The sequence below is a fragment of the Aeromonas sp. 75A genome (genome assembly GCF_051919425.1).
Lineage (GTDB): Bacteria > Pseudomonadota > Gammaproteobacteria > Enterobacterales > Aeromonadaceae > Aeromonas > Aeromonas veronii.
Map to the genome: position 1 here is coordinate 4,028,060 of NZ_JBQBES010000002.1, position 24,559 is coordinate 4,052,618.

General features: G+C 57.9%; 17 protein-coding genes and 1 pseudogene. 12 read left to right on the forward strand and 6 right to left on the reverse strand.

From position 1 onward, the window contains the following. Positions 1–10 precede the first annotated feature (10 nt). Positions 11–874 (reverse strand): LysR family transcriptional regulator, encoded by an 864-nt coding sequence (locus ACTG2T_RS18745; protein ID WP_139440577.1) that lies wholly within the window; start codon positions 872–874, stop codon positions 11–13. Positions 875–1,041: 167 nt separating this feature from the next. Between ACTG2T_RS18745 and ACTG2T_RS18750 the strand changes: the two genes are divergently transcribed. The 5 genes from ACTG2T_RS18750 to ACTG2T_RS18770 all read left to right on the forward strand — a co-directional run bounded on the left by ACTG2T_RS18750 (position 1,042) and on the right by ACTG2T_RS18770 (position 8,579). Continuing rightward, entirely contained in the window at positions 1,042–2,475 is a 1,434-nt protein-coding gene (locus ACTG2T_RS18750; protein ID WP_021231363.1) for a glycoside hydrolase family 1 protein, read from the forward strand. Between the two features lie 193 nt (positions 2,476–2,668). Beyond that, on the forward strand, positions 2,669–4,429 hold the full coding sequence (gene ycaO, locus ACTG2T_RS18755) for a 30S ribosomal protein S12 methylthiotransferase accessory factor YcaO (protein ID WP_330124558.1): 1,761 nt from the start codon (positions 2,669–2,671) through the stop codon (positions 4,427–4,429). A 381-nt stretch (positions 4,430–4,810) separates the two neighbouring features. Next, entirely contained in the window at positions 4,811–5,659 is an 849-nt protein-coding gene (gene focA / locus ACTG2T_RS18760) for a formate transporter FocA (RefSeq protein ID WP_005333620.1), read from the forward strand. Positions 5,660–5,705: 46 nt separating this feature from the next. Then, the gene (pflB, locus tag ACTG2T_RS18765) at positions 5,706–7,988 is read left to right on the forward strand and encodes a formate C-acetyltransferase (RefSeq protein WP_005352571.1); all 2,283 of its coding nucleotides are present in this window, start codon (positions 5,706–5,708) and stop codon (positions 7,986–7,988) included. Between the two features lie 156 nt (positions 7,989–8,144). After that, positions 8,145–8,579, forward strand: a complete 435-nt coding sequence (locus ACTG2T_RS18770) for a YcgN family cysteine cluster protein (protein WP_185900049.1) — start codon at positions 8,145–8,147, stop codon at positions 8,577–8,579. 247 nt (positions 8,580–8,826) lie between these two features. Here ACTG2T_RS18770 and ACTG2T_RS18775 read toward each other — a convergent pair whose 3' ends face one another. Then, positions 8,827–10,443: a peptide ABC transporter substrate-binding protein gene (locus ACTG2T_RS18775; RefSeq protein ID WP_330124559.1), complete on the reverse strand. Its 1,617-nt coding sequence runs from the start codon at positions 10,441–10,443 to the stop codon at positions 8,827–8,829. Between the two features lie 381 nt (positions 10,444–10,824). Between ACTG2T_RS18775 and fbp the strand changes: the two genes are divergently transcribed. Then, a complete protein-coding gene (gene fbp, locus ACTG2T_RS18780) occupies positions 10,825–11,859 on the forward strand; it encodes a class 1 fructose-bisphosphatase (protein ID WP_005336993.1) in 1,035 nt (344 codons plus the stop codon). 100 nt (positions 11,860–11,959) lie between these two features. Here fbp and mfd read toward each other — a convergent pair whose 3' ends face one another. Next, on the reverse strand, positions 11,960–15,439 hold the full coding sequence (gene mfd, locus ACTG2T_RS18785; protein ID WP_330124641.1) for a transcription-repair coupling factor: 3,480 nt from the start codon (positions 15,437–15,439) through the stop codon (positions 11,960–11,962). A gap of 56 nt (positions 15,440–15,495) precedes the next feature. Further along, positions 15,496–16,071, reverse strand: coding sequence for a hypothetical protein (locus ACTG2T_RS18790; protein ID WP_005351323.1), 576 nt, complete (start codon positions 16,069–16,071; stop codon positions 15,496–15,498). A gap of 76 nt (positions 16,072–16,147) precedes the next feature. Between ACTG2T_RS18790 and ACTG2T_RS18795 the strand changes: the two genes are divergently transcribed. From ACTG2T_RS18795 to lolE, 3 genes are all read left to right on the forward strand, one after another. Beyond that, complete coding sequence (locus ACTG2T_RS18795; protein WP_330124560.1) at positions 16,148–17,383, forward strand: lipoprotein-releasing ABC transporter permease subunit; 1,236 nt, start codon at positions 16,148–16,150, stop codon at positions 17,381–17,383. 97 nt (positions 17,384–17,480) lie between these two features. Beyond that, positions 17,481–18,179: a lipoprotein-releasing ABC transporter ATP-binding protein LolD gene (gene lolD / locus ACTG2T_RS18800; protein ID WP_005360062.1), complete on the forward strand. Its 699-nt coding sequence runs from the start codon at positions 17,481–17,483 to the stop codon at positions 18,177–18,179. Next, positions 18,179–19,420 (forward strand): lipoprotein-releasing ABC transporter permease subunit LolE, encoded by a 1,242-nt coding sequence (gene lolE, locus ACTG2T_RS18805; RefSeq protein WP_005360064.1) that lies wholly within the window; start codon positions 18,179–18,181, stop codon positions 19,418–19,420. Before lolD ends, lolE begins: the two co-directional genes overlap by 1 nt. An 88-nt stretch (positions 19,421–19,508) precedes the next feature. Here lolE and yfbR read toward each other — a convergent pair whose 3' ends face one another. Both yfbR and ACTG2T_RS18815 read right to left on the reverse strand, forming a co-directional pair. Beyond that, positions 19,509–20,099: a 5'-deoxynucleotidase gene (gene yfbR, locus ACTG2T_RS18810; RefSeq protein WP_330124561.1), complete on the reverse strand. Its 591-nt coding sequence runs from the start codon at positions 20,097–20,099 to the stop codon at positions 19,509–19,511. Between the two features lie 92 nt (positions 20,100–20,191). Further along, the gene (locus tag ACTG2T_RS18815; protein ID WP_106843766.1) at positions 20,192–20,626 is read right to left on the reverse strand and encodes a YccF domain-containing protein; all 435 of its coding nucleotides are present in this window, start codon (positions 20,624–20,626) and stop codon (positions 20,192–20,194) included. 441 nt (positions 20,627–21,067) lie between these two features. On the opposite strand from ACTG2T_RS18815, the pseudogene tig reads away from it, so the two are divergent. The 3 genes and pseudogenes from tig (at position 21,068) to clpX (ending at position 24,432) form a co-directional block, all read left to right on the forward strand. Then, positions 21,068–22,377: pseudogene (gene tig, locus ACTG2T_RS18820) on the forward strand (trigger factor). 86 nt (positions 22,378–22,463) lie between these two features. Continuing rightward, positions 22,464–23,087, forward strand: a complete 624-nt coding sequence (clpP, locus tag ACTG2T_RS18825) for an ATP-dependent Clp endopeptidase proteolytic subunit ClpP (protein WP_005336979.1) — start codon at positions 22,464–22,466, stop codon at positions 23,085–23,087. Between the two features lie 70 nt (positions 23,088–23,157). Then, a complete protein-coding gene (gene clpX, locus ACTG2T_RS18830) occupies positions 23,158–24,432 on the forward strand; it encodes an ATP-dependent protease ATP-binding subunit ClpX (RefSeq protein ID WP_005336977.1) in 1,275 nt (424 codons plus the stop codon). Positions 24,433–24,559: the final 127 nt, after the last annotated feature.

Here is a 24,559-nt window from a genome sequence, read left to right on the forward strand (position 1 = left end):
AACGGCGTGTTTATCTTGGCGCCATATCGGCGATGGTTGCCCAGAAGGCATCGATCAAGGGCCCCTTGCTGTGGGGCGGACGGATAAGGCCAATGGTCCAGCAGGCTTCCCCATCTCTAAGGGGGAGGGTGAGCACATCAGGGTGCTCTATGGTGGTGGAGGAGGGAACCAGAGTCCAGGCGATCTCTGCCGCCGCGGTGGCAACACCGGCGGCGAAGTCGTTGACGTACTGGATATCGCGAAATCGCAGTCCGCTCTGGGCCAGATAGTTCATCAGGTGATCGTAAAAGGACGGCGCCTTGTCCCGACGCAGGATCGCCAGCGGCTTGTCCACCAGATCCGCCAACTCCCTCACATCGCGGTAGCTGGCGGGCAGTACGGCGACAAAGTGGGCTTCGACCACCGGCAGGGCGTGCCACCCCTTGGGGGCGGGCATGCGGCAAAAACCGAGATCCAGCTTGCCTTCACTGAGCGCCAGTAGCTGGTGGTGGGTGGAGAGATCGTTGAGCTCGATGGTCACTTGCGGCCGCTCGGCGCGAAAACGGGCGATGGCCGCGGGCACCAGGATCTTGGTGGCCACGCCAAAGCCGATGCGCAGGGTGCCGACATTGCCCGCCAGCACGTCGCGGGCGGTGCGCGAGAGCTGCTCGCTCTGGATGACCACAGCGCGGGCATCCTCATACAGCGCCCTGCCCAGTCCGGTGAGGCGAGTGGTACTGGCGTTGCGCTCGAACAGCTCGCCGCCCAGCTCCTCCTCCAGCCGCCTGATCTGTTTGCTCAGGGCCGACTGGGTAACGTGTTGACGTACCGCTGCCTGGCCGAAGTGCAGTACCTCCCCCAGAGTGACGAAGGCTTTCAGATCCCGTAGCTCCATCAGGGCTCCTTTCATTCCTGTTGGGAATGTTGAGTGGTCAAATTTGTCATTGGACGGAATTTTAGAAGTGATGGATGCTTATGCCAATTCATTTCGGATGCCCCGGCACGGGGGCGCCGAGTTATCAGAGATGGTTGACACCATCAGCGCAGAAGGAGCAACACCAGATGCATCACCACAAGTTCAACGACTTCCCGAGCGATTTTTTGTGGGGCGCCGCCTCCGCCGCCTATCAGGTGGAGGGGGGCTGGAATGCCGATGGCAAGGGGCCCTCGGTGTGGGATCTCTTCACCAAGCTGCCGGGCAAGACCTTTGAGGGGAGCAACGGCGATGTGGCGGTGGATCACTACCACCGCATGGAAGAGGACGTGGCGCTGATGGCCGAGATGGGGCTCAAGGCTTACCGCTTCTCGGTGAGCTGGCCGCGCATCTATCCCACCGGTCGGGGGGAGGTGAACGAGGCGGGGCTGGCCTTCTACGAGAAGCTGATCGACACCCTCTTGGCCCACCAGATCGAACCGGTGCTGACCCTTTATCACTGGGATCTGCCGCAGGCGCTGCAAGATGAGTACGGCGGCTGGGAAGACCGACGCATTATCGAGGATTTCGAGCGCTACTGCGTGACCCTCTATCAGCGTTTTGCCGGCAAGGTGAAGTACTGGGTGTCGCTTAACGAGCAGAACTACAACCTGACCAACGCCTATCAGCTCGGCACCCATCCGCCGGCTGTGCAGGATCGCAAGCGCTTCTTTGCCGCCAACCATATCGCGTTTCTGGCCAACGCCCGGGTGATCAAGGCGTTTCGCCAGCATGTGCCAAATGGCCTCATCGGCCCGAGCTTTGCCTACTCCCCTGCCTATCCGGCGTCGTGCGACCCGAAAGATATGCTGGCCTATGAGAACGCCGAGGAGTTCAACAACCTCTGGTGGCTGGATGCTTACTGCTTTGGCCGCTATCCGCAGGCGGCGCTCGCTTACTTGCGGGAAAACGGCGAGGCTCCGGAGATCCTGCCGGGCGATATGGAGCTGCTGCGCGAGGGGACGCCCGACTACATCGGCGTCAACTACTACTACACCCTGACCTACACAGATAACCCCTTGGGCGGTCAGACCCTGCAGCGCATCAACACCACCGGCAAGAAGGGCACTACCCCGTCCAGCGGCATCCCCGGCCTCTACAAGACGGCGCCCAATCCGCACCTTGAGACCAGCAACTGGGACTGGGCCATCGACCCGACCGGGATGCGTATCGCCCTGCGTCGCCTCTCTTCCCGCTATGGTCTGCCGCTGATGATCACCGAGAACGGTCTTGGCGAGTTCGACAAGCTGGAGGCGGGCGACAAGGTGAACGATGAGTACCGCATCGATTACCTGCGCAGCCACGTCAAGGCGTGCCAGGAGGCGATGCAGGATGGGGTGGAACTGCTCGGCTACTGCGCCTGGTCGTTCACCGACATCCTGAGCTGGCTCAACGGCTATCAGAAGCGCTACGGCTTCGTCTATGTGGAGCGTGACGAGCAGGGGGGCTCCCTTCGCCGGATCAAGAAGGCGAGCTTCCACTGGTATAGCCAGGTGATTGCGAGCCAGGGCAAGCAGCTCTGACGGTTTATCGCGTCGCGTAACCAGCGGGCCCGGGCAATCCCCGGGCCCGCGCTGTTTTTGGCGGGGGAGCGGGGATAAGCCGGTTTCTCACCGTGCGACTCATCCCTGTTTGCTGATTTTTGTCCTGCCAAAGCCGCCGACCCCTGCTATTATCTGCGGCCGAACATGAGCCAATAAAAATCAGGATATCGTGATGACTGACCACACTTTTATTCCCGGCAAGGACGCGGCGCTGGAAGACTCCATCGAACGCTTCCAGACCAAGCTGCAAGCCTTGGGCTTTGATATTGAAGAGGCCTCCTGGCTCAACCCCGTGCCGAACGTCTGGTCGGTGCATATTCGGGACAAAGAGTGCCCCCTCTGCTTTACCAACGGCAAGGGTGCCAGCAAGAAGGCAGCCCTCGCGTCTGCCCTTGGCGAATATTTCGAGCGTCTCTCCACCAACTACTTCTTCGCCGACTTCTATCTTGGCGAGCAGGTTGCCAACGGCGATTTCGTTCACTACCCGAACGAAAAGTGGTTCCCCATCGAGGGTGACCAGTTCCCGGCCGGTCTGCTAGACAGCTTCACCCGCAAGTTCTACAACCCGGACGGTGAAGTGACCGCCGACATGCTGGTGGATCTGCAGTCAAACAACGAGGAGCGCGGTATCGTCGCCCTGCCGTTCGAGCGTCAGTCCGATCACGAGACCGTCTACATCCCGATGAACATCATCGGCAACCTCTATGTTTCCAACGGCATGAGCGCTGGCAACACCAAGACCGAAGCGCGCACCCAGGCGCTCTCCGAAGTGTTCGAGCGCCACGTGAAGAACAAGATCATCGCCGAGGCCATCAGCTTGCCGCTGATCCCGGACGAGGTGATTGCCCGTTATCCGGGGATTGCCGCCTCCATCGCGGCGCTCGAAGCGGAAGGCTTCCCCATTTACAGCTTCGATGCTTCCCTCGGTGGCCGTTATCCGGTCATCTGCGTGGTGCTGCTCAACCCGAGAAATGGCACATGCTTTGCCTCCTTCGGCGCCCACCCGCGCTTCGAAGTGGCCTTCGAGCGGACCGTCACCGAGCTGCTGCAGGGCCGCGGTCTCAAGGATCTCGACGTGTTCGTGCCGCCGTCATTCGACAACGAGCAGGTAGCGGATCACCACAACCTCGAGACCCACTTCATCGACTCCTCGGGCCTTATCAGCTGGGATCTGTTCAAGCAGGATGCGGACTTCGAGTTTGCCGACTGGGATTTTCGTGGCACCTCGCAGGAGGAGTTCGATCACCTGATCGGCATCTTCCATGAGCTGGAGCAGCCGGTCTATATCGCCGACTACGAGCATCTGGGTGTCTACGCCTGCCGCATTCTGGTGCCCGGCATGTCCGACATCTATCCGGCCGAAGATCTGTTGCTGGCCAACAACAATATGGGCGCCAACCTGCGCGAAGTGATCCTGGCACTGCCATCACTTGATTGGGATGCCGAGCAGTACATGGCGTTGTTTGATCAACTGGATGAAGAGGGGCACGACGAGCGTACCCGTGTACGCGAGCTGCTGGGCATCGCCGCTGCCAAGGGGACCGCGCTGCACACCCTGCGCGTTGGCGAGCTGAAAGCCATGCTGGCGCTGGCCGCCGGTGAGCTGGAGACCGCACTGGATCTCATCGACTGGACCATGGAGTTCAACCAGTCAGTGTTCACTGCCGAGCGTGCCAGCTACTACCGCGCCCTGCGTGCCTGCGTCGAGTTGTTCCTCGACGAGGAGCGGGATCCGGAGCAGTATCGCGCCGTCTTCACTCGCATGTATGGCGAAGAGACGCTGGCACAGGCATGGGCTAACGCCACTGGCGAAGCACGCTTCCACGGTCTGGAAGCGGCCGACCTGTCCCTCTCCCAGTTCCCGCTGCACCAGAAGCTGCTGGCGGCCTACGAGAAGCTGCAGAAGGCCAAGCGAGCCCATCACTGGGCGTGATCGTTGCTGTCAAGGAAGGGGCCGTGTTGCCCCTTCTGTTTATGGTGCGGCAAGGCAAGGGATTGTTATTCAAAGATGAAATAAAAAACAAAAAATACCCCTAAGGGGGTTGATGGCAGGGCAGGGGATGTGCTGTTGAACTGCAAAGATATCTTGCCAATACCATATTTCCATGCTCTGGAATAAATTCTTTAAAATCATTGCATTAAAAATGTGATATTTCTGTTTCAGCTGATACCTGGTGTAAAGTGGCGTAGCCATCGCACTAAAATATTTGTAGTAAAATTACATTCGCACTCTGATAAACTTGATCAATGTCAATTTTGGCTATTTGGCCCTTTGTTATGATTTCAACAGGCAAAACATTCAGGTAGAAAATAATTGAAAGCTGAATCTCCATTCGATTGTCTCAAGCCCGAAGCCATCGCTGCACTGGCTGAAGACATCACCTATGCCAAGGCTACCAAGCCGGCATACAAGGTCATTCCACTGGCCATCACCGCAGGCGCTTTCATCGCCATCGCATTTATCTTCTACATCACAGTGACGACCGGAACCGGCTCCATGCCTTGGGGTATGGCCAAGCTGGTGGGCGGTCTCTGCTTCTCTCTCGGACTTATTCTCTGTGTGCTGCTCGGTGCCGAGCTGTTCACCTCCACCACCCTGACACTGGTGGCCAAGGCTGCCAATCGCATCAGCTGGGCTCAGCTGCTCAAGAATTGGGGTTTGGTCTACTTCGGTAACCTGATTGGCGGTCTGCTGATGGTGGCGCTGATCATCGTTTCTGCAGAGTACACGGCAGCAGACGGTCAGTGGGGCCTTAACGCCCTCAAAGTGGCCCAACACAAAATTCACCACACCTTCTTCGAAGCGGTGGCGCTCGGTATCCTCTGTAACCTGATGGTATGTCTTGCTGCATGGATGGCCTTTGGTGCCCGCAGCGCGACTGACAAGGTAGTGGTTATGCTGCTGCCGGTTGCCATGTTCGTTGCCTCAGGTTTCGAGCACAGTATCGCAAACATGTTTATGATTCCGGTTGGTATCGCTATCCACAGCGTGGCTAGTCCGGAATTTTGGCAGGCCATCGGTCAGGATCCGGCAACCTTTGCTGACCTGACCGTATCCAACTTCGTCCTACACAACCTCATCCCCGTGACCATCGGCAATATCATCGGTGGTGGCGTGATGGTTGGTCTGACTTACTGGTTTATCTTCCGTCGTCATCATTAAGGATGATTGCGGGATACTACATCAATACCGTGTGAGGTAATGAAAAATGGCAGAACTTAACGAACAGTTCCAAAAAGCATGGGAAGGCTTCGCGGCCGGTGAATGGCAGACCTCTGTCAACACCCGTGACTTCATCCAGAAGAACTACACCCCGTATGAAGGTGACGAGTCCTTCCTGGCTGGCGCGACCGAAGCGACCACCAAGCTGTGGGACAAGGTCATGGAAGGGATCAAAATCGAGAACCGCACTCATGCGCCGGTTGATTTTGATACTGACCTGCCCTCCACCATTACCGCACACGATGCCGGTTATATCGATCAGAGCCTGGAGCAGATCGTTGGTCTGCAGACTGACAAGCCGCTGAAGCGCGCCATCATCGCCAACGGCGGTATCAAGATGGTTAAAACTTCTTGCGAAGTGTACGGTCGTCAACTGGACCCGATGGTCGAGAAGATCTTCACCGAGTACCGCAAGACTCACAACCAGGGCGTGTTTGACGTTTACACCAAAGACATCCTGAACTGCCGTAAGTCTGGTGTTATCACCGGTCTGCCGGATGCCTACGGCCGTGGCCGTATCATCGGTGACTACCGTCGTGTTGCTCTGTACGGTGTTGACTTCCTGATGGCCGACAAACTGGCCCAGTTCAAGTCCCTGCAAGCTGACCTGGAAAACGGCGTCAACCTGGAAGCCACCATCCGTCTGCGCGAAGAGATCTCCGAGCAGCACCGTGCCCTGGCACAGATGAAGGTGATGGCTGCCAAGTACGGTTGCGATATCTCCGTACCGGCCAAGAACGCCAAAGAAGCCGTACAGTGGACCTACTTCGCCTACCTGGCGGCAGTCAAGTCCCAGAACGGTGCAGCCATGTCCTTCGGTCGTACCTCCAGCTTCCTGGATATCTACATCGAGCGTGACCTGCAGAAAGGCCTGATCACCGAGCAAGAAGCCCAGGAGCTGATGGACCACATGGTCATGAAGCTGCGTATGGTTCGCTTCCTGCGTACTCCGGAATACGATTCACTGTTCTCCGGCGACCCGATGTGGGCGACCGAGACCCTGGCTGGTATGGGCGTTGACGGCCGTACCCTGGTCACCAAGAACAGCTTCCGTATGCTGAACACCCTGTACACCATGGGCCCGTCCCCTGAGCCGAACCTGACCATCCTGTGGTCCGAGAAGCTGCCGGTCGGTTTCAAAAAGTACTGTGCCAAGGTATCCATCGAGACCTCTTCCGTTCAGTACGAGAACGACGATCTGATGCGTCCGGATTTCAACAACGATGACTACGCCATCGCTTGCTGTGTGTCCCCGATGATCGTTGGTAAGCAAATGCAGTTCTTCGGTGCTCGTGCCAACCTGGCCAAGACCATGCTGTATGCAATCAACGGTGGTATGGACGAGAAGCTCAAGATCCAGGTCGGTCCGAAAACCGAGATGGTCAAGTCCGAGTACCTCGACTACAACGACGTGATGGATCGTCTGGACCACTTCATGGATTGGCTGGCCAAGCAATACGTTGCTGCGCTGAACATCATCCACTACATGCACGACAAGTACAGCTACGAAGCCTCTCTGATGGCGCTGCACGACCGTGACGTATATCGCACCATGGCGTGTGGTATCGCTGGTCTGTCCGTAGCCGCTGACTCCCTGTCTGCCATCAAGTACGCCAAGGTCAAGCCGATTCGTGACGAAGATGGCGTTGCCATCGACTTCGAAATCGAAGGCGAATACCCGCAGTTCGGTAACAACGACGCTCGCGTCGATGATATCGCCTGTGACCTGGTTGAGCGCTTCATGAAGAAGATTCAGAAGCTGAACACCTACCGTGGTGCTGTTGCTACCCAGTCTGTTCTGACCATCACCTCCAACGTGGTATATGGTAAGAAGACCGGTAACACCCCGGATGGCCGTCGTGCTGGTGCTCCGTTCGGTCCGGGTGCAAACCCGATGCACGGTCGTGACCAGAAAGGTGCTGTTGCTTCCCTGACTTCCGTAGCCAAGCTGCCGTTCGCTTACGCTAAAGATGGTATCTCCTATACCTTCTCCATCGTTCCGAACGCACTGGGTAAAGATATGGAAGCCCAGAAAGCCAACCTGGCTGGCCTGATGGACGGTTACTTCCACCACGAGTCCAACGTAGAGGGTGGTCAGCACCTGAACGTTAACGTGATGAACCGTGAAATGCTGCTGGACGCCATGGAAAACCCGGAGAAATATCCGCAGTTGACCATCCGCGTATCCGGTTATGCCGTTCGCTTCAACTCTTTGACCAAAGAGCAACAGCAAGACGTCATCACCCGTACCTTCACCGCTTCTCTGTAATCGAGACGTAGTGAGCAAAAACCGGCGCCAAGGCGCCGGTTTTTTTATGTTTGGTTTTTATTGCTAAATAACTCTGTGGGCCATGCCAACCTTGAAATTCAGGGTAACAATAGGTATAACGACGCGTTTGAGAAGGCATATTAAGTGAGCGGTATGATGCAATCCTCCTTTTGGCAGACCAAGAGTCTGCAGCAGATGACTGAATCCGAGTGGGAATCCCTCTGCGATGGTTGCGGCAAATGTTGCCTTAACAAGCTCATTGATGAAGATACAGATGAGCTTGTCTTCACCAATGTGGCTTGTAACCTGCTCAATACCAAGACCTGCCAGTGTTCCGATTATCTTAATCGCTTCAAAAAAGAGCCTGACTGTCTGCAGATAACTCACGACAAGATTGCCGAATATGATTGGCTTCCCTCTACTTGCGCCTATCGTTTACTGGCTGACGGGGATACTTTGCCAGAGTGGCATCCACTGCTGACCGGCAGTCGCTCTGCCATGCATCAGGCGGGTCAATCTGTACGTGGCAAAGTGGTTCACGAGGTGCAGGCTGGTGAGTGGATTGATCACATAATCACTTGGGCCAGTTGAGCCAAGCGATCAAGAGCAATGTGGCCTTATCTAGAAGCTGAAAACGTCACCCATTTTTAGATTGTGTTTTCTACCTCAAAACCCCCGATATAGCGTATCGGGGGTTTTGTCGTTCAGAAGGCGGTTCTGGCGTTCGCTTGTTGTAGATCTCCGCGGTCCCACTCAGATGACCTGTGCTTGAAGCTGCCTCTCTTGACCATCACTACAACAAAGGTCAGCAAGTCTGGTTGATCTGTTCAGTCAGTGTCTATTGGGCAACCAGATAGAGCTCCTTGCTGTAGACCACATCTTGCGGGTTAAGGTGGGGGTAGCCTTTCACGAAAGGCTTGAGCAACCTGGATTTGACCGAGAAATAGATTGGGGCGATGGGGGCATCCGCATCAATGAGTGCCTCTGCCTGTTGATACAGGGCATTGCGTTCAGCGGGATCCAGCGAGTCGTGGGCCTTGGCCAGCAGGGCGTCATACTCCTTGTTGAACCATTTGCCGCTGTTGGCACTGCTGCTGGAGGTCATGATGTCGAGGAAGGTGGAGGCATCGTTATAATCCCCGTTCCAGCCATAGCGGCTAACCCCGAAATCCCCCTCGTTGAGTGCCGAGACCATGGTCTTCCACTCCATGTTGTTGAGGGTGGCAGTGACCCCCAGGTTGTGTTTCCACATGGAGGAGACGGCCAGCGCAATCTTTTTGTGGCTCTCGTTGGTGTTGTAGAGAATGTCCACTGTGAGTGGCTTGTCCGGGCCATATCCCGCTTCGGCCAACAGGGCTTTGGCCTGCTTGATCCGCTCCTCTTTGCTCTGCAGCTGGCTGGCCGGTTTTTTCAATTCAAAACCGTCCACAATGGGGGGCGTGAAGCTATATGCGGCAATTTGTCCCTGTCCCAGGATCTTGTCGGTGATGGTCTCCCGGTCGATGGCGAGCGAGAGCGCCTTGCGTACTTTCGGGTCATCGAACGGTTTGCGCTGGGTATTGAAGACATAGTAATAGCTGGCCAGCGTGGGGACGCTGACCAGTTCTTCCGGGCTCTTGCTCTTGAGCTGCTTGTACTGCTCCAGCGGATAAGTGGTGTAGTGCAGTTCACCGGTGCGATAGCGGTTGTAGGCGGCGGTTTCCGAGACGATCTCCAGATAGACCACCTTGTTCAGGACGGTGTGCTGGTTGTTCCAGTAGTGGGTATTGCGCTCTGCACTCAGCCGCTCGTTGGGGGTCCACTCTTTGAGTACAAAGGCACCGTTGGAGACGATATTGCCCGGTTTGACCCAATCCTTGCCGAATTTTTCAATGGTGGCCTTGGGGGCCGGGAACGTGGTGTAGTGGGCCAGCGTCTTCAGGAAGAAGGGAACCGGATTTTTCAGGGTGACCTGCAGGGTGTGGTCATCGAGCGCCTTGATCCCGAGCTCTGACGGGCTCTTCTTGCCCTGGGTCACCTCGCTTGCATTGACCACTCCGGTCAACTCGATAAACCAGGCGTAGTTGGAGGCCGTCTTGGGATCGGCTGCCCGTTGCCAGCCGTAGACATAATCGGCGGCGGTGACCGGTTCACCGTTTGACCACTTGGCCTCGGGCCTCAGCTTGAAGGTGTAGACGGTACCTGTCTTGTCGACCTCGTAGCTGACGGCGCCTGCTGGTTTGATCTTGCCGGTATTATCCAGCTCATAGAGCCCTTCAAACAGATCGTTGACGATGGCACTACCGGCGGTCTCTTCTACCAGCTGGGGGTCGATGGTGGTGGGTTCGGTGCCGATATTGGTCACGTAGATTTGTTGGGCATCCGGCAGCAGCTTGGTACCGGCAGGCACCTGGGCAGCCCAGGCGGGAAGGGCAAACAGTCCGGCTACCATGCCGGCAATGAGAGTCTTGTTCATTGATAATCCTTGAGTTTTATTTGCTTCCAAAGCGAAATCAGTGTGCTGGATTGGCGATCGAATCTCAAGAGGCAATGGCTGAGGGAACAGCAGGCCCATCAGACTCCATTTTTAATGGACCAAGGCCAGTCAGCTCATGGCTTGCAGCAGGTTATTGCCACGAATTAAGGGGCTGAAAGTTATCGAATGAAACCGAATAAAACGCGTCTTTTACCATAACGTGAGGCGAAATAGCCTATTTAATAGGCCGCTTAATTTGCTGCAAAAATAAAAAACAGACGTTACATTAGGTTACAAATCAAGGCCGCCGGTGATCGGCATTTTTTTGTCGACGCCTGCAAACGTTTTCAATGCCAACGGATGCGATCTAAAGGAACAAAAATGCGAAACATGATCACCATGGGTGAGTTCATCGTCAAAAAGCAGGCGGATTATCCTACCGCGACCGGTGAGCTGACTTCGTTGCTCAGCTCGATCCGCCTTGCTGCCAAGGTGGTGAACCGGGAGATCAACAAGGCGGGACTGGCGGATATCATCGGTTCCATGGGCGCTGAAAACGTACAGGGCGAGGTGCAGCAGAAGCTGGATGTTTATGCCAACGAACGCTTCAAGGCGGCGCTCGAAGCGCGCGGCGAGGTGTGCGGCATGGCTTCGGAAGAGGAAGAGGACTTCGTCGCCTTTGACTCGCCGCTCTCCAAAAACTCCAAGTATGTGGTGTTGATCGACCCGCTCGATGGCTCCTCCAATATCGACGTCAACGTCTCGGTCGGGACCATCTTCTCCATCTACCGCCGTTTGAGCCCGCAGGGTTCGCCGGTGACCCTGGAGGACTTCCTGCAGCCGGGCAACCGTCAGGTCGCCGCCGGTTATGTGGTCTACGGCTCCTCCACCATGCTGGTCTACACCACAGGGTTTGGCGTCAACGGCTTTACCTACGACCCCTCCATTGGCTGCTTCTGCCTCTCCCACGAGAACATCCGCATTCCGGAAGAGGGCAAGATCTACTCCATCAACGAGGGTAACTACATCAAGTTCCCGGATGGGGTGAAGAAGTACCTCAAATATTGCCAGGAGCGCGATGAGGCGACCCACAGACCCTACACCTCCCGTTATATCGGCTCTCTGGTCTCTGATTTCCATCGCAACCTGCTCAAGGGCGGCATCTACATCTATCCGTCCGGCACCAACTCGCCGAATGGCAAGTTGCGGCTGCTCTATGAGTGCAACCCGATGGCGTTTCTGGTGGAGCAGGCTGGTGGCAAGGCCTCCGACGGCTTTGGCCGCATCATGGATATCCAGCCCACCGCGCTGCACCAGCGCACCCCTTACTTCGTTGGCTCGACCAAGATGGTGGAGCGGGCCGAGGCCTTTATGCGCGAGTTCTCCGCCCATGAGGATCCAGCTAACCAGGGCTGATAGTACGCAGCTGACTGATAGCGAATAAAAAACGGGAGCCGATATGGCTCCCGTTTTAGTTGGCATTATCTCTCTGGCTCGCCGCCAGCGTTGCAGATATTCACAGGCTGTTGTTGGCCAGATCAGCCAGCAAACCATCCACCAGTTTCAGGCGCATCGCACGATCCTGGGTCGGTACCTGGAAACGCAACCGGGTCGGCCCGTCCATCTTGTAGACCCGTGGCTGGCTGGAGAGCAGTTTGACCAGATAGGCCGGATTGACCTTGGTCTCCTGGGTGAAGTCGAGATAGCCACCGCGCTCGCTCATCTCCACCCGGCGAATGCCAAGGGTGGTGGCACGCTGGCGGAAGGCGGCCAGCTCCAGCAGGGTTTTGGTCGCCTCCGGCAAGAGGCCAAAGCGGTCGATCAGCTCCACTTTCAGCTCCCGCAGCTCCTGCTCGTCTGCCGCGCTGGCGATCCGCTTGTACATGGAGAGGCGCATATTGACGTCCGGAATATAGTCATCCGGCAGCAGCGCAGGCAGGCGCAGCTCCACCTCGGTGTGCTGGCTCATCAGCTGCTCCAGCGATGGCTCCTTGCCATTTTTCAGCGCCTCGACCGCCTGCTCCAGCATCTCCATATAGAGGGTGAAGCCGACCGATTCAATCTGGCCGCTCTGATCGTCGCCGAGCAGTTCGCCCGCGCCACGGATCTCCAGATCGTGGGTCGCCAGCGCAAAACCGGCGCCGAGATCTTCAAGCGAGGCGATCGCCTCCAGCCGCTTCGCCGCATCCTTGGTCATCAGCTTGGGATGGGGGGTGAGCAGGTAGGCATAGGCCTGATGGTGAGAGCGGCCAACCCGACCCCGCAGCTGGTGCAGCTGGGCCAGACCCAGGTGATCCGCCCGATCCATGATGATGGTGTTGGCGCTCGGTACGTCGATACCGGTCTCGATAATGGTGGTGCAGACCAGCAGGTTAAAGCGCTGGTGGTAGAAGTCGGACATGATCCGCTCAAGGTCACGTTCGCGTATCTGGCCGTGGGCGATGCCGATGCGGGCCTCTGGCACCAGTTCGGCAAGATCGGCGGCGCACTTCTCGATGCTCTCGACATCGTTGTGCAGGTAGTAAACCTGACCACCACGCTTCAATTCCCGCAGTACCGCCTCGCGTACCACTGCCGGTTCGTGCTGGCGGACAAAGGTCTTGATGGCGAGCCGCTTGGCGGGCGGAGTGGCGATGATGGAGAGATCCCGCATGCCGGACATCGCCATGTTGAGGGTGCGCGGAATAGGGGTGGCGGTGAGAGTGAGGATATCCACATCGGCCCGTAGCGCCTTGATCTTCTCCTTTTGGCGCACCCCGAATCTGTGCTCCTCATCGACGATGAGCAGTCCCAGATCCTTGAAGGTGAGTTCGGAGCCGAGCAGCTTGTGGGTGCCGATGATGATGTCCACTTTGCCTTCGGCCAATTCCTTCATCACAGCGCTCTGCTCCTTGGCGGAGCGGAAGCGGCTCAGTACCTCGACCCGCACCGGCCAGTTGGCAAAGCGGTCGCGGAAGTTGTCGTAGTGCTGTTGCGCCAGCAGAGTGGTGGGCACCAGCACGGCAACCTGCTTGCCGCCGTGCACGGCCACAAACGCCGCCCGCATCGCCACTTCGGTCTTGCCGAAACCCACGTCGCCGCACACCAGTCGGTCCATGCTCTTGGCCTGACACATGTCCCCCAGCACCGCATTGATGGCGTTGAGCTGATCGTCGGTCTCCTCGAACGGGAAGCTGGCGGCAAACTGGCGATAGGCCTCTTTGTCGTGCTTGAAGGCAAACCCGGCGCGAGCGGCGCGATGAGCGTAGACATCCAGCAACTCGGCTGCCACGTCGCGCACCTTCTCCGCCGCCTTGCGCCGCGCCTTGCTCCAGGCCTCGCCGCCGAGCTTGTGGCTGGGCGGGTTATCAGAACCGGTGTAGCGGCTGATAAGGTGCAAACTGGTGACCGGCACGAACAGCTTGTCGCCGCCGGCATATTCGAGGGTCAAAAACTCGGTGGGCAGACCACCGGCGTCGATGGTTTCGAGCCCCAGATAGCGGCCGACCCCGTGATCGAGATGGACCACCGGCTGACCCTGGGTCAGCTCACCCAGGTTTCTGATCACCGCATCGGAGCTTAAGTTTTTGCTCTTCTCCCGTGCCCGCTTGCTGCGCACCTTGCCGCCCAGCAGCTCGGTTTCGGTGATCAGGGCCAGTGGCTGATTACTGGCATCAGCTCCGGCTTCTTGCCACAGGAAGCCACGTTCAAGCGGTGCAACCAATAGGCCGTGGCGATCCGGGCTCGCCATAAAGGCGTCGAGGGAGGGGAACTCTTTGGGTTGCAGCGAGATACGAGCCAGCAGATCGCCGAGCACCTCCCGTCGCCCTTCGGATTCCACCGCAAACAGGGTGCGCCCGGCAAAGCCTTGCAGGAACTGGTTAAGCGCCAGCAGGGGTTGCTCCTTGCTGTGATCGAGTTGCAGATCCGGCAGCGCCGAGATGGGCAGATCATGCTGACCGGCATCACCGGCGGTAGCGGCCTCTTGCAGCCGCACCGCGCCATATTTGCCCAGAGAGGCAAAGAGCTGCTCCACCGGCAGATAGAGCTGGGCCGGTGGCAGCAGGGGGCGGGTGTTGTCCCAGCGTCTGTCTTCATAGCGCTGGCCGATGTCGTTCCAGAAACGCTGGGCGGCGGGGTAGATATCCCCCACGGTGAGCAGCAGGGTCTCTTCCGGCAGGTAGTCAAACAGGCTGGCGGTCTGGTTGAAGAAGAGCGGCAGATAATACTCGATGCCGGCGGGCCAGCGTCCCTTGCTCACCTCCTGATAGACGGAACCCTCGGCCCGCGACAGCTCGAACTGCTCGCGGAACTGGCCGCGAAACAGTTCGATGGCCGCCTCGTCGGTGGGGTATTCCCGGGCGGGCAGCAGGCTGACCGTCTTGACCGGTTCGCTGGAGCGCTGGGTTTCGGGATCGAATGGGCGGATGGAGTCCACTTCATCGTCGAAGAAGTCGATGCGATAGGGGCTGCTACTGCCCATGGGGAAGAGATCGAGCAGGGAGCCGCGGGCGGCAAATTCGCCATGTTCCAGCACCTGATCCACCGCCACGTAACCCGCCTCGGCCAGGCGTCCGCGCAGCTGTTGCAGGTTGAGGCGCTGGCCGGCCTTCACCATCAGGCTGTATTTGTCGAGATAGACCCGGGGGGCGCAGCGCAACATCAGGGTGGAGATGGGGACAATGAGTACCCCCTTGCTCATCTGCGGCAGCTTGTAGAGAGTCTCGAGCCGCTGGGAGATGATGTCCTGATGGGGGGAGAAGGTGTCGTAGGGCAGGGTCTCCCAATCGGGGAACAGCAATACGGGGGCGGACTGATCGGCTAGCTGCTTGTCTGCCAGCAAATACTGAAGCTCCTGCTCCAGGCGCAGGGCGCTCGGGGTATCGGCGGTGATAAGCAGTACCGGCCCCTTGGCTTCACTGGTGAGACGGGCTGCAATCAGCGAGAGGCTGCTGCCGACCAGCTGGCCGAGCGTGATCTTTTGGCCCGCTTTGGCGGGCAAGGCGGGAAGTTTCATTGGCATGGTTCGATTCTTTTAACGTTGACGTTATCTATCGCTGACGTTCGCTCTGGTTAGCGCTGACGCTCTTGGGCGCGCAGCTTGAGCTGTTTCGATTGCACGTGGAGGCTGGCACGAACCAGCAGTTCACGGTCATCTTCGCGGATCCGCACATAGTCGAGCTGCACATGGGTGCCATGTTCACCGCCGTCGAGCTGTTTGACCTGGCCATAGCAGTAGATGGCGGCCGCCTCTTCCCGCAGGAAGATCTTGAGGCGGACGATCTGGTGCAGGTGCGGCGCATCCCCGTGATCATGATAGGGGTGGAGGTAGGTGAGCTGGCCAGCCCCGAAGCGCAGGGTGTGAAAGCGCTGCTCCGGATGGTCCTGCAGGGAGAGCACATAGCCCATGATCATGTCGATCTTGCGGGACTGCTGATTGACGATCTCGATCAAATCGTGCATCGACTCGTTCTGGTTGCGCAGCAGTCGAGTGGTCACCAGATCGATGGAGGTAATGGCCGAAGAGATCCGAAAGGGCTCCGGCAGCTCAGCGTCAAGCTCCTCCAGCGAGGGGAGGTGGAAGTCGGCCGGCATGGGGATCACATTGACCGGCGTGGCATGAGTGACGCTGAAGAACTGTTCCTGCATGGAGGCTATCCCTTGTTGTCATGGACGGTTTCCCTTTATTATCCGGTATCTTATTTTGTTGGCAACGTACATATCCTTGAAGACCGGACTTTTTCAGCCCCTTTCGCTGGCCATCGGCCTGCGTTATGCAGGCTCGAAGCGCAGCAATCGCTTCGTCTCATTTATCTCCCTGTTCTCTACCTTTGGCATCGCCATCGGGGTTGCCGCCCTGATGGTGGTCATTTCGGTGATGAACGGTTTCGAAGGGCAGCTCAAAGGGCGCATCCTCGGGGTGATCCCCCATGTGGTGGTGACCAATCAGGCTGGCCGTATTGATGCAGACCCGCAAGGCTTGCCGGATCTGGCCAAATTAGCCCATGTGGTCGCCTCGGCCCCCATGCTCGACAGCGAAGGGATGCTGCAAAGCCCCGGCCAGCTGACCGGGGTGAGTGTGCAGGGGATCGACCCTGCAAAGTGGCCCAAGGATGACATCCTCCACAGCCAGATGCTGGGGGGGCGCCTCGATACCCTGCAGGCCGGCCACTACCGCATCGTGCTGGGGCAGGGGGTGGCTCGTCGCCTCAATGTCTCCATTGGCGATCAGGTTCGACTGATCCTGACCGAAGGGACCCGCTTCACCCCGTTTGGCCGGGTACCGGCCCAGCGCCTCTTTACCGTCTCCGGCATCTTCGGGGTCGGCGCCGATGTGGATAACCAGATTGCGCTGATCGCGCTGGGGGATGCCCAGCGGCTGCTGCGCCTGCCGCCAGAAACCGTCGGTGGCATTCGCCTCTGGCTCGATGATCCGTTTGCGGCCGATGAGGTGATCAAGACGCCGTTGCCTGACGGATTGGTCTGGCAGGATTGGCGCCGCGAGCGGGGCGAGCTGTTCCAGGCGGTCGCCATGGAAAAACGGATGATGGGGCTGATGCTGGTGCTGATCATCGCCGTGGCTACTTTCAACATCCTCTCCGCGCTGGTGATGGTGGTAACGGACAAGGAGGGCGAAGTGGCCATCCTGCGCACCATGGGCATGAGTGAATCGGGGATCGTCAAAATCTTCATGGTACTTGGCGCCTCCAGCGGGGTGATTGGAGCCCTGTTTGGTGGACTGGCGGGCCTTGCGCTCTCTCTGGGTCTCAACCCCCTGCTCAATGCGGTGGGGCTCAACCTCTATATGGCGGCGGGCGGTAGTGGCCTGCCGGTCATCGTCGAACCGGCTCAGGTCATCACCATCTTGCTGGGCGCCGTGCTGCTGAGCTTCAGTGCCACCCTCTATCCGGCGGCCCGCGCTGCGCGGGTGAAACCGGCCGAGGCGCTGCGTTATGAGTAATGCCGTGAATAATACATCTTCTGTTGTTACCTCCGGTGCGAGTACCGGCGTTGTTACTGGTGCCTCTGTGGTCACTGGCGTAAGTGGAGCCCCTGTTATGAATGAAGCCGTATCCCGTGAACCTCTGCTGCGCTGCCAGGCGCTCAATCATGTCTATAAAGAGGGAGAGCTGGAGACACAGGTGCTCAAGGGGATCGATCTCTGTGTCGCACCCGGCGAAATGCTGGCAGTCGTGGGGAGCTCAGGCTCTGGCAAGACCACTCTGTTGCACCTGATGGGGGCCCTCGACAACCCCTCCAGCGGTGCCGTACTGTTCAAGGGGGAGGATATCCACCATTGGGACAGCCGCACCCAGGCTCGCTTTCGCAACCGCGAGCTGGGCTTTGTCTATCAGTTCCATCACCTGCTCTCCGAGTTCAGTGCGCTGGAAAATGCGGCCATGCCGCTGCTGATCGCCGGTGAGTCGGTGGCGGTCGCTACCGAGAAGGCGACCCGGATGCTGGGACGGGTAGGGCTCTCCCATCGTCTCAACCACAGACCGTCCGAGCTCTCCGGTGGCGAACGCCAACGGGTGGCGATCGCCCGGGCGCTGGTCAACGAACCGAGTCTGGTGCTGGCGGACGAGCCGACCGGTAACCTGGATCACGCCAGTGCCACCGCAGTGTATGAACTGCTGTGTGAACTGAATCGTGAACTGGGCACCGCCTTTGTGGTGGTGACTCACGACTTGAGCCTGGCGGCCAAGCTCCATCGCCGGGTGACCCTGGTGAGTGGCGTGATGGCGGAGGTTGCCTGATGTTCAAACCGCTGCCCCTCTTTCTGGGCCTGCGTTACAGCCGCTCCCGCCGTCGCAACGGGTTTATCGCCTTTATCTCAGCCTCTTCCCTGATCGGTATCGCCCTCGGGGTGATGGCGCTGATCTTGGGCCTCTCCGCCATGAACGGTTTCGAGCGGGAGCTCAAAGACAGGGTGCTCTCCGTGGTGCCACAAGGTGAGCTGGACGCCGTCGAGCGGCCGTTGCCGGATTGGCCCCGTCTGCGCGACTACCTGCTGGCTCAGCCGGGCGTTGAGGCGGCAGCGCCGGTCATTCGCCTCAATGGCCTGCTGGAGCACGGCTCCGCCCTCAAGGGGGTGCAACTGCGCGCGGTATTGCCGGAGCTGGAAGCCAATTTGTCGGATGCGGGCAAATACATGACGGGCCGCGGCCTGCGTGAGCTGCAACCGGGTGAGCGTGGGGTGATCCTTGGCAAGACCATTGCCGACAAACTGGGCGTCAAGGTGGGTGACACTCTTGGTTTGTTGTTGCCACAAGGGGGTGATCAGACCGGGATCAAGAATCCCCGGCGCGAAGCCCTGACCGTGGTGGGGCTGCTGGAGATCGGCGGTCAGCTCGACGGGTTGCTCGGCTTTATGCATCTGGCCGATGCGCAAGCGATCACTGGTATGGGCAGCGATGTGGAGGGCTTCAGCCTGCGGGTGAGCGACGTGCTCAAGGCGCAATCCATCACGGTAGCCGCCGCGCAGCAGTTTCCCCATCATGTTTACATCCGTAGCTGGATGAACAGCCAAGGCTACCTCTATCAGGACATCCAGATGGTGCGTACCGTCATGTATGTGGTGATGCTGATGGTGGTGGCTGTCGCCTGCTTCAACATCGTCTCCACCCTGGTGATGGCGGTGAACGAGAAGCGCAGCGAGATTGCCATACTGAAGACCATGGGGGCGAGCCCCGGCCAGATCCGGCTTACCTTCGTCATTCAGGGCATGGTCAACGGCGTGGCCGGTGCCCTGCTCGGTGCCCTGCTGGGTGGGCTGCTTTCGAGCAAGCTGACCCAGATCCTGAGCGTTGTCGAAAAGCTCATCGGTCACCGCTTCCTCAATCCGGATATCTACTTTATCGACTTTTTGCCGACTGAGTTGCATATGCAGGATCTGCTCATCGTGACGGGCGCCGCCATCCTGATGAGCCTGGTGGCGACACTCTATCCCGCCTGGCGGGCGAGCGGTCTGGTACCGTCCCGCGAGCTGGGTCACTGATGCGTTGCATCTAATGCGCAATAAAGAACGAAGGGCCCGCCGGTGCAAACCGGCGGGCCCTTCTGTTTTTCAGGTCATGTAGACTGGCTTAGTGAGCGTTAAGCTCATCGAGTGGCAGGGAGAAGCTGGCCACGAAGGTGTCGATAAAGTAGCGCATCTCATCGCTCATCCGGGCTGCCAGCATGGCCTCGAGGCGCTTGCGAGCCGGTTCGAACTCCCGGTTGCCGGCGTTGATCTCCTCCAGACATTTGGTATAGGCGCAGAGGGTGTCGGCATCTTTCACCAGCCTGGCCAGCTCGTCATCCTGGGCTGCCGAATCGAGCAGGGGGCGAAAGTCCTCCACCAGTTCCGGCGGCAGCATGCCAAGCAGACGCTGCTCGGCGGCCAGTTCTATCTTCTTGTACTCGCGGGCAATTTCGGGGTTGAAGTATTTGACCGGGGTAGGCAGATCGCCGGTCAGCACCTCACTGCTGTCGTGGTAGAGGGCCATCACGGCGGCGCGGTCGGCATTCACGCTGCCGCCAAACAGCCGGTTTTTGATGATGCCGAGGGCATGGGCCACCATGGCGACCAGCAGGCTGTGTTCGGCAATGTTTTCCGGCTGGATGTTGCGCATCAGGGGCCAGCGGTAGATGAGTTTCATGCGGGCGAGATTGGCGAAAAAGTGGCTGGGTAACATGATGGCCTCAACAAAAGAGAATAAAAAAGGGCAGACCCTAGTCTGCCCTTTTTTTCGTTGCAGGGCAGCGTCTGCCCGCGCATTTCCCGTGTTTAGCGGATATAGCGGCCCGATTCCGCCTCCTGGTTGGTCACAATCATCTGGCCGATAGGAGCCAGGCTGATCAGCGCCAGCTTGAGGTGCTGGATACCGAACGGGATACCGATAATGGTTACGAAGCAGGCCAGCGCGGAAGCGATGTGGCCGATGGCCAGCCAGACGCCGATCAGCACGAACCAGAGGATGTTGCCAATCAGCCCCAGAGTGCCGGTGCCGATATCGCTCTGGCCGGTTATGGTTTTGCGATTGACGGCCTGCTTGCCAAACGGGAAGAAGGTAAAGGTGCCGATCACGAAGCAGGCACGTCCCCAGGGGATGCCGACCAGCGAGATAAAGCAGACAAGACCGGCCAGCCACCAGGCCAGGCCCATAAAGACACCTCCCAGTACAAACCAGAGCAGATTGAACAAGAAGCGGAAAAAGGCCATGTGAGTGACTCCAGATCATCAATTTGGTTGCCACCATAACGAGGGAGGGGTAGGGACGCAATGGTTGATTGGCCCAATCGCCATTTGGCTGGTCAAATTGAGTCGCCGCCCGCAACGGTGGGCTGTTTTTCGGCGAAAGATGGGCAATAAAGCGGCGTTCGGATGAAAAAAGGTGAGCAAACGCAAAATTATTGCCATCGGATAGTTGAAGTCGGGCACCTCTCTCCCCATATAAAGGGCAGTTTTGCACGAATTGTGCTTGCACGCCGCTCAATGTGGGGGATGTGTGGCTCGACTCGACCAAAGTGCGCCGCTATAATGCCGCGTCATATTTTCTCATCACAAAGACATATCGTTGTCTTTATAAACAGGAAGACTCCGGGCTTTGCCCAGGGGCAATAAAGGGTCAGCACACAGTGCTGAGTTGAACGAGGTAGAAGAATGCAAGTTTCTGTAGAGACAACCCAGGGTCTGGAACGCCGTCTTACCATCACTGTACCGGCCGCTACCGTAGACGCCGCTGTGCGTAAAGAATTGAATGGCCTGGCCAAAACTCGTCGCATCGACGGTTTCCGTCCTGGCAAGGCTCCGGTTGCCATCATCAAGAAGATGTTCGGCGCCATGGCTCACGCCCGCGTTGCTGATGAAATGATGCAGAGCAACTTCATCAAAGCCATCATCGAAAACAAACTGAGCCCGGCCGGTGCCCCGACCATGGATCCGAAAGAGATCAAAGAAGGTCAGGATTTCGAATTCACCGCCACTTTCGAAGTGTATCCGGAGTTCGAAGTTGCAGGTCTCGAGACCATCAAGGTCGAGAAGCCGGTTGCTACCGTGAAGGATGAAGATCTGGCCAACATGATCGACACCCTGCGCAAGCAGCACGCTACCTGGGCTGATGCCGATGTTGCCGCTGCCAATGGCATGCGTGTGACCATGGACTTCGTCGGTTCCATCGACGGTGAAGAGTTCGACGGCGGCAAAGCTGAAGGCTTCAACCTGGTTCTGGGCGCTGGCCGCATGATCCCGGGCTTCGAAGACGCCATCCTGGGCAAGAAAGCGGGCGACGAGTTCACCATCGAAGTGACCTTCCCGGCTGACTACCACGCTGAAAACCTGAAAGGCAAAGAAGCCAAGTTCGCTTCCAGCTGATCAAGGTTGAAGAGCAGATCCTGCCTGAGCTGACCGAAGAGTTCGTGAAGCGTTTCGGTATCGAAAGCGGTTCTGTTGAAGAGCTGAAAGCCGAAGTGCGCAAGAACATGGAGCGCGAACTGGCTCAAGCTCTGAAAAACAGCGTGAAAGAGCAGGTTCTGAACGGTCTGGTTGAAGCCAACCAAATCGACCTGCCGAAAGCAGCTGTTGCTCAAGAGATCGACGCACTGCGTCAGCAGGCTCTGCAGCGTTTCGGTGGCTTCCAGGGCGGCAACGCTCCCGAGCTGCCGGCTGAACTGTTCCAGGCTCAAGCCGAGCGTCGTGTACGCGTAGGCCTGCTGCTGGGTGACGTGATCCGCACCAACGAGATCAAGGCTGACGATGCCCGTGTAAACAGCATCATCGAGTCCATGGCGACTGCCTACGAAGATCCGAAGGAAGTGATCGAGTACTACCAGAAGAACGAACAGATGCTGAACGGCGTTCGTAACCTGGCAGTAGAAGATCAAGCCATCGACCTGATCCTGTCCAAAGCGCAAGTGACCGAAAAAGAAGTTGCCTTTGACGAAGTGATCAACAAGTCTGGCGCCGCTGCCTAAGAACATTTGACTTAAGGTCAAGACTGTTAAGTATAATGGCTCGTGTGATCTCCACTCGGGCCATTTTATTTTAGGGACAATGCCTTATGTACAAGAACTATAACGATATGACCGATTCTCCCAGCAATGCGCTGGTTCCCATCGTGGTCGAACAGACTGCCAAGGGTGAACGTTCCTACGATATTTACTCCCGTCTGCTGAAAGAGCGGGTGATCTTCCTGACTGGTCAGGTTGAAGATCACATGGCCAATCTGGTGGTTGCCCAGTTACTGTTCCTCGAGTCCGAGAATCCGGACAAGGACATCTATATCTACATCAACTCGCCGGGTGGTTCGGTGACTGCGGGCATGTCCATCTACGACACCATGCAGTTCATCAAGCCGGATGTCAGCACCGTCTGCATGGGGCAGGCCTGCTCCATGGGTGCCTTCCTGCTGGCCGGTGGTGCCAAGGGCAAGCGTTTCTGCCTGCCTAACGCCCGCGTGATGATCCACCAGCCGCTGGGTGGCTTCCAGGGGCAGGCATCTGATATCCAGATCCATGCCCAGGAGATCCTGAAGATCAAAAATACCCTGAACGAGCGCCTGGCGTTCCACACCGGTCAGGACATGGCTACCATCGAGCGTGACACCGATCGTGACAACTTCATGTCCGCCGAGCAGGCTGTGGCCTATGGTTTGGTAGACGGTGTCCTGAGCCAGCGTAGCTGAGCAGGGTGTCCCGGTCTGTTGTAAACTCAACAGGCCGATCCATCCTCTATTGATAAAACGAGGTTGCTGAATGACAGAGAAACGCAAGGGTGAGGGTGATAAGCTGCTCTACTGCTCTTTTTGCGGCAAAAGCCAGCATGAAGTGCGCAAGCTGATCGCTGGCCCTTCCGTCTACATATGTGATGAGTGCGTCGAGCTGTGCAACGACATCATCCGCGAAGAGATCCGCGAGATCTCGCCCAAGCGCGATGGTAACGAGCTGCCGACCCCTCATCAGATCCGCGCTCATCTCGATGACTATGTGATCGGGCAGGAGTACGCCAAGAAGGTGTTGGCCGTTGCCGTCTACAACCACTACAAGCGTCTGCGCAACAGCGGCGAAAACAGTGGTGTGGAGCTCGGCAAATCCAACATCCTGCTGATTGGCCCGACCGGTAGCGGTAAAACCCTGCTGGCCGAGACGCTGGCTCGTCTGCTGGATGTGCCGTTCACCATGGCCGATGCGACCACCCTGACCGAAGCCGGTTATGTGGGCGAGGACGTGGAGAACATCATCCAGAAGCTGCTGCAAAAGTGCGACTACGACGTAGAGAAGGCCCAGCGTGGCATCGTCTATATCGACGAGATCGACAAGATCTCCCGCAAGTCGGACAACCCCTCCATCACCCGCGATGTCTCCGGGGAAGGGGTACAGCAGGCACTGCTCAAGCTGATCGAAGGGACCATCGCTTCCGTGCCGCCGCAAGGTGGTCGCAAGCATCCGCAGCAGGAGTTCTTGCAGGTTGATACCTCCAAGATCCTCTTCATCTGTGGCGGTGCCTTTGCTGGTCTGGACAAGGTGATCGAGCAGCGTTCCGTGAAGGGAACCGGTATCGGTTTTGGCGCCGAGGTGAAATCCAAGGATGCCAAGGCCACCCTGAGCGAGACCTTCGCCAAGGTAGAGCCGGAAGATCTGATCAAGTATGGTCTGATCCCCGAGTTCATCGGCCGCCTGCCGGTGGTCGCGACCCTGACCGAGCTGGACGAGTCTGCCCTTATCCAGATCCTGAAAGAGCCGAAAAACGCGCTGACCAAACAGTACGCTGCGTTGTTCGATCTGGAAGGGGTTGAGCTGGAGTTCCGTGACGATGCGCTCAACGCCATTGCCCGCAAGGCGATGGAGCGTAAAACCGGTGCTCGTGGCCTGCGTTCCATCGTGGAAGCCGTACTGCTGGATACCATGTATGACCTGCCTTCTCTGGAAGGGGTCAGCAAGGTGGTGATCGACGAGACCGTGATCAAAGGGGACTCCGCGCCCTTGATGATCTACGAAAATCCCGAAACCCAGGCTGCTGCATCAGAGTAAATGTCTGATTTTTAATCGAATGGAAGGGGCTTTTTGCCCCTTTCATGCTTTTTACGGTTTCGGCGATTGAATCTCATCTCAGCGCCCCCATATACTCAGCCAAGCGCTTTGCCAACGGTATAACAAG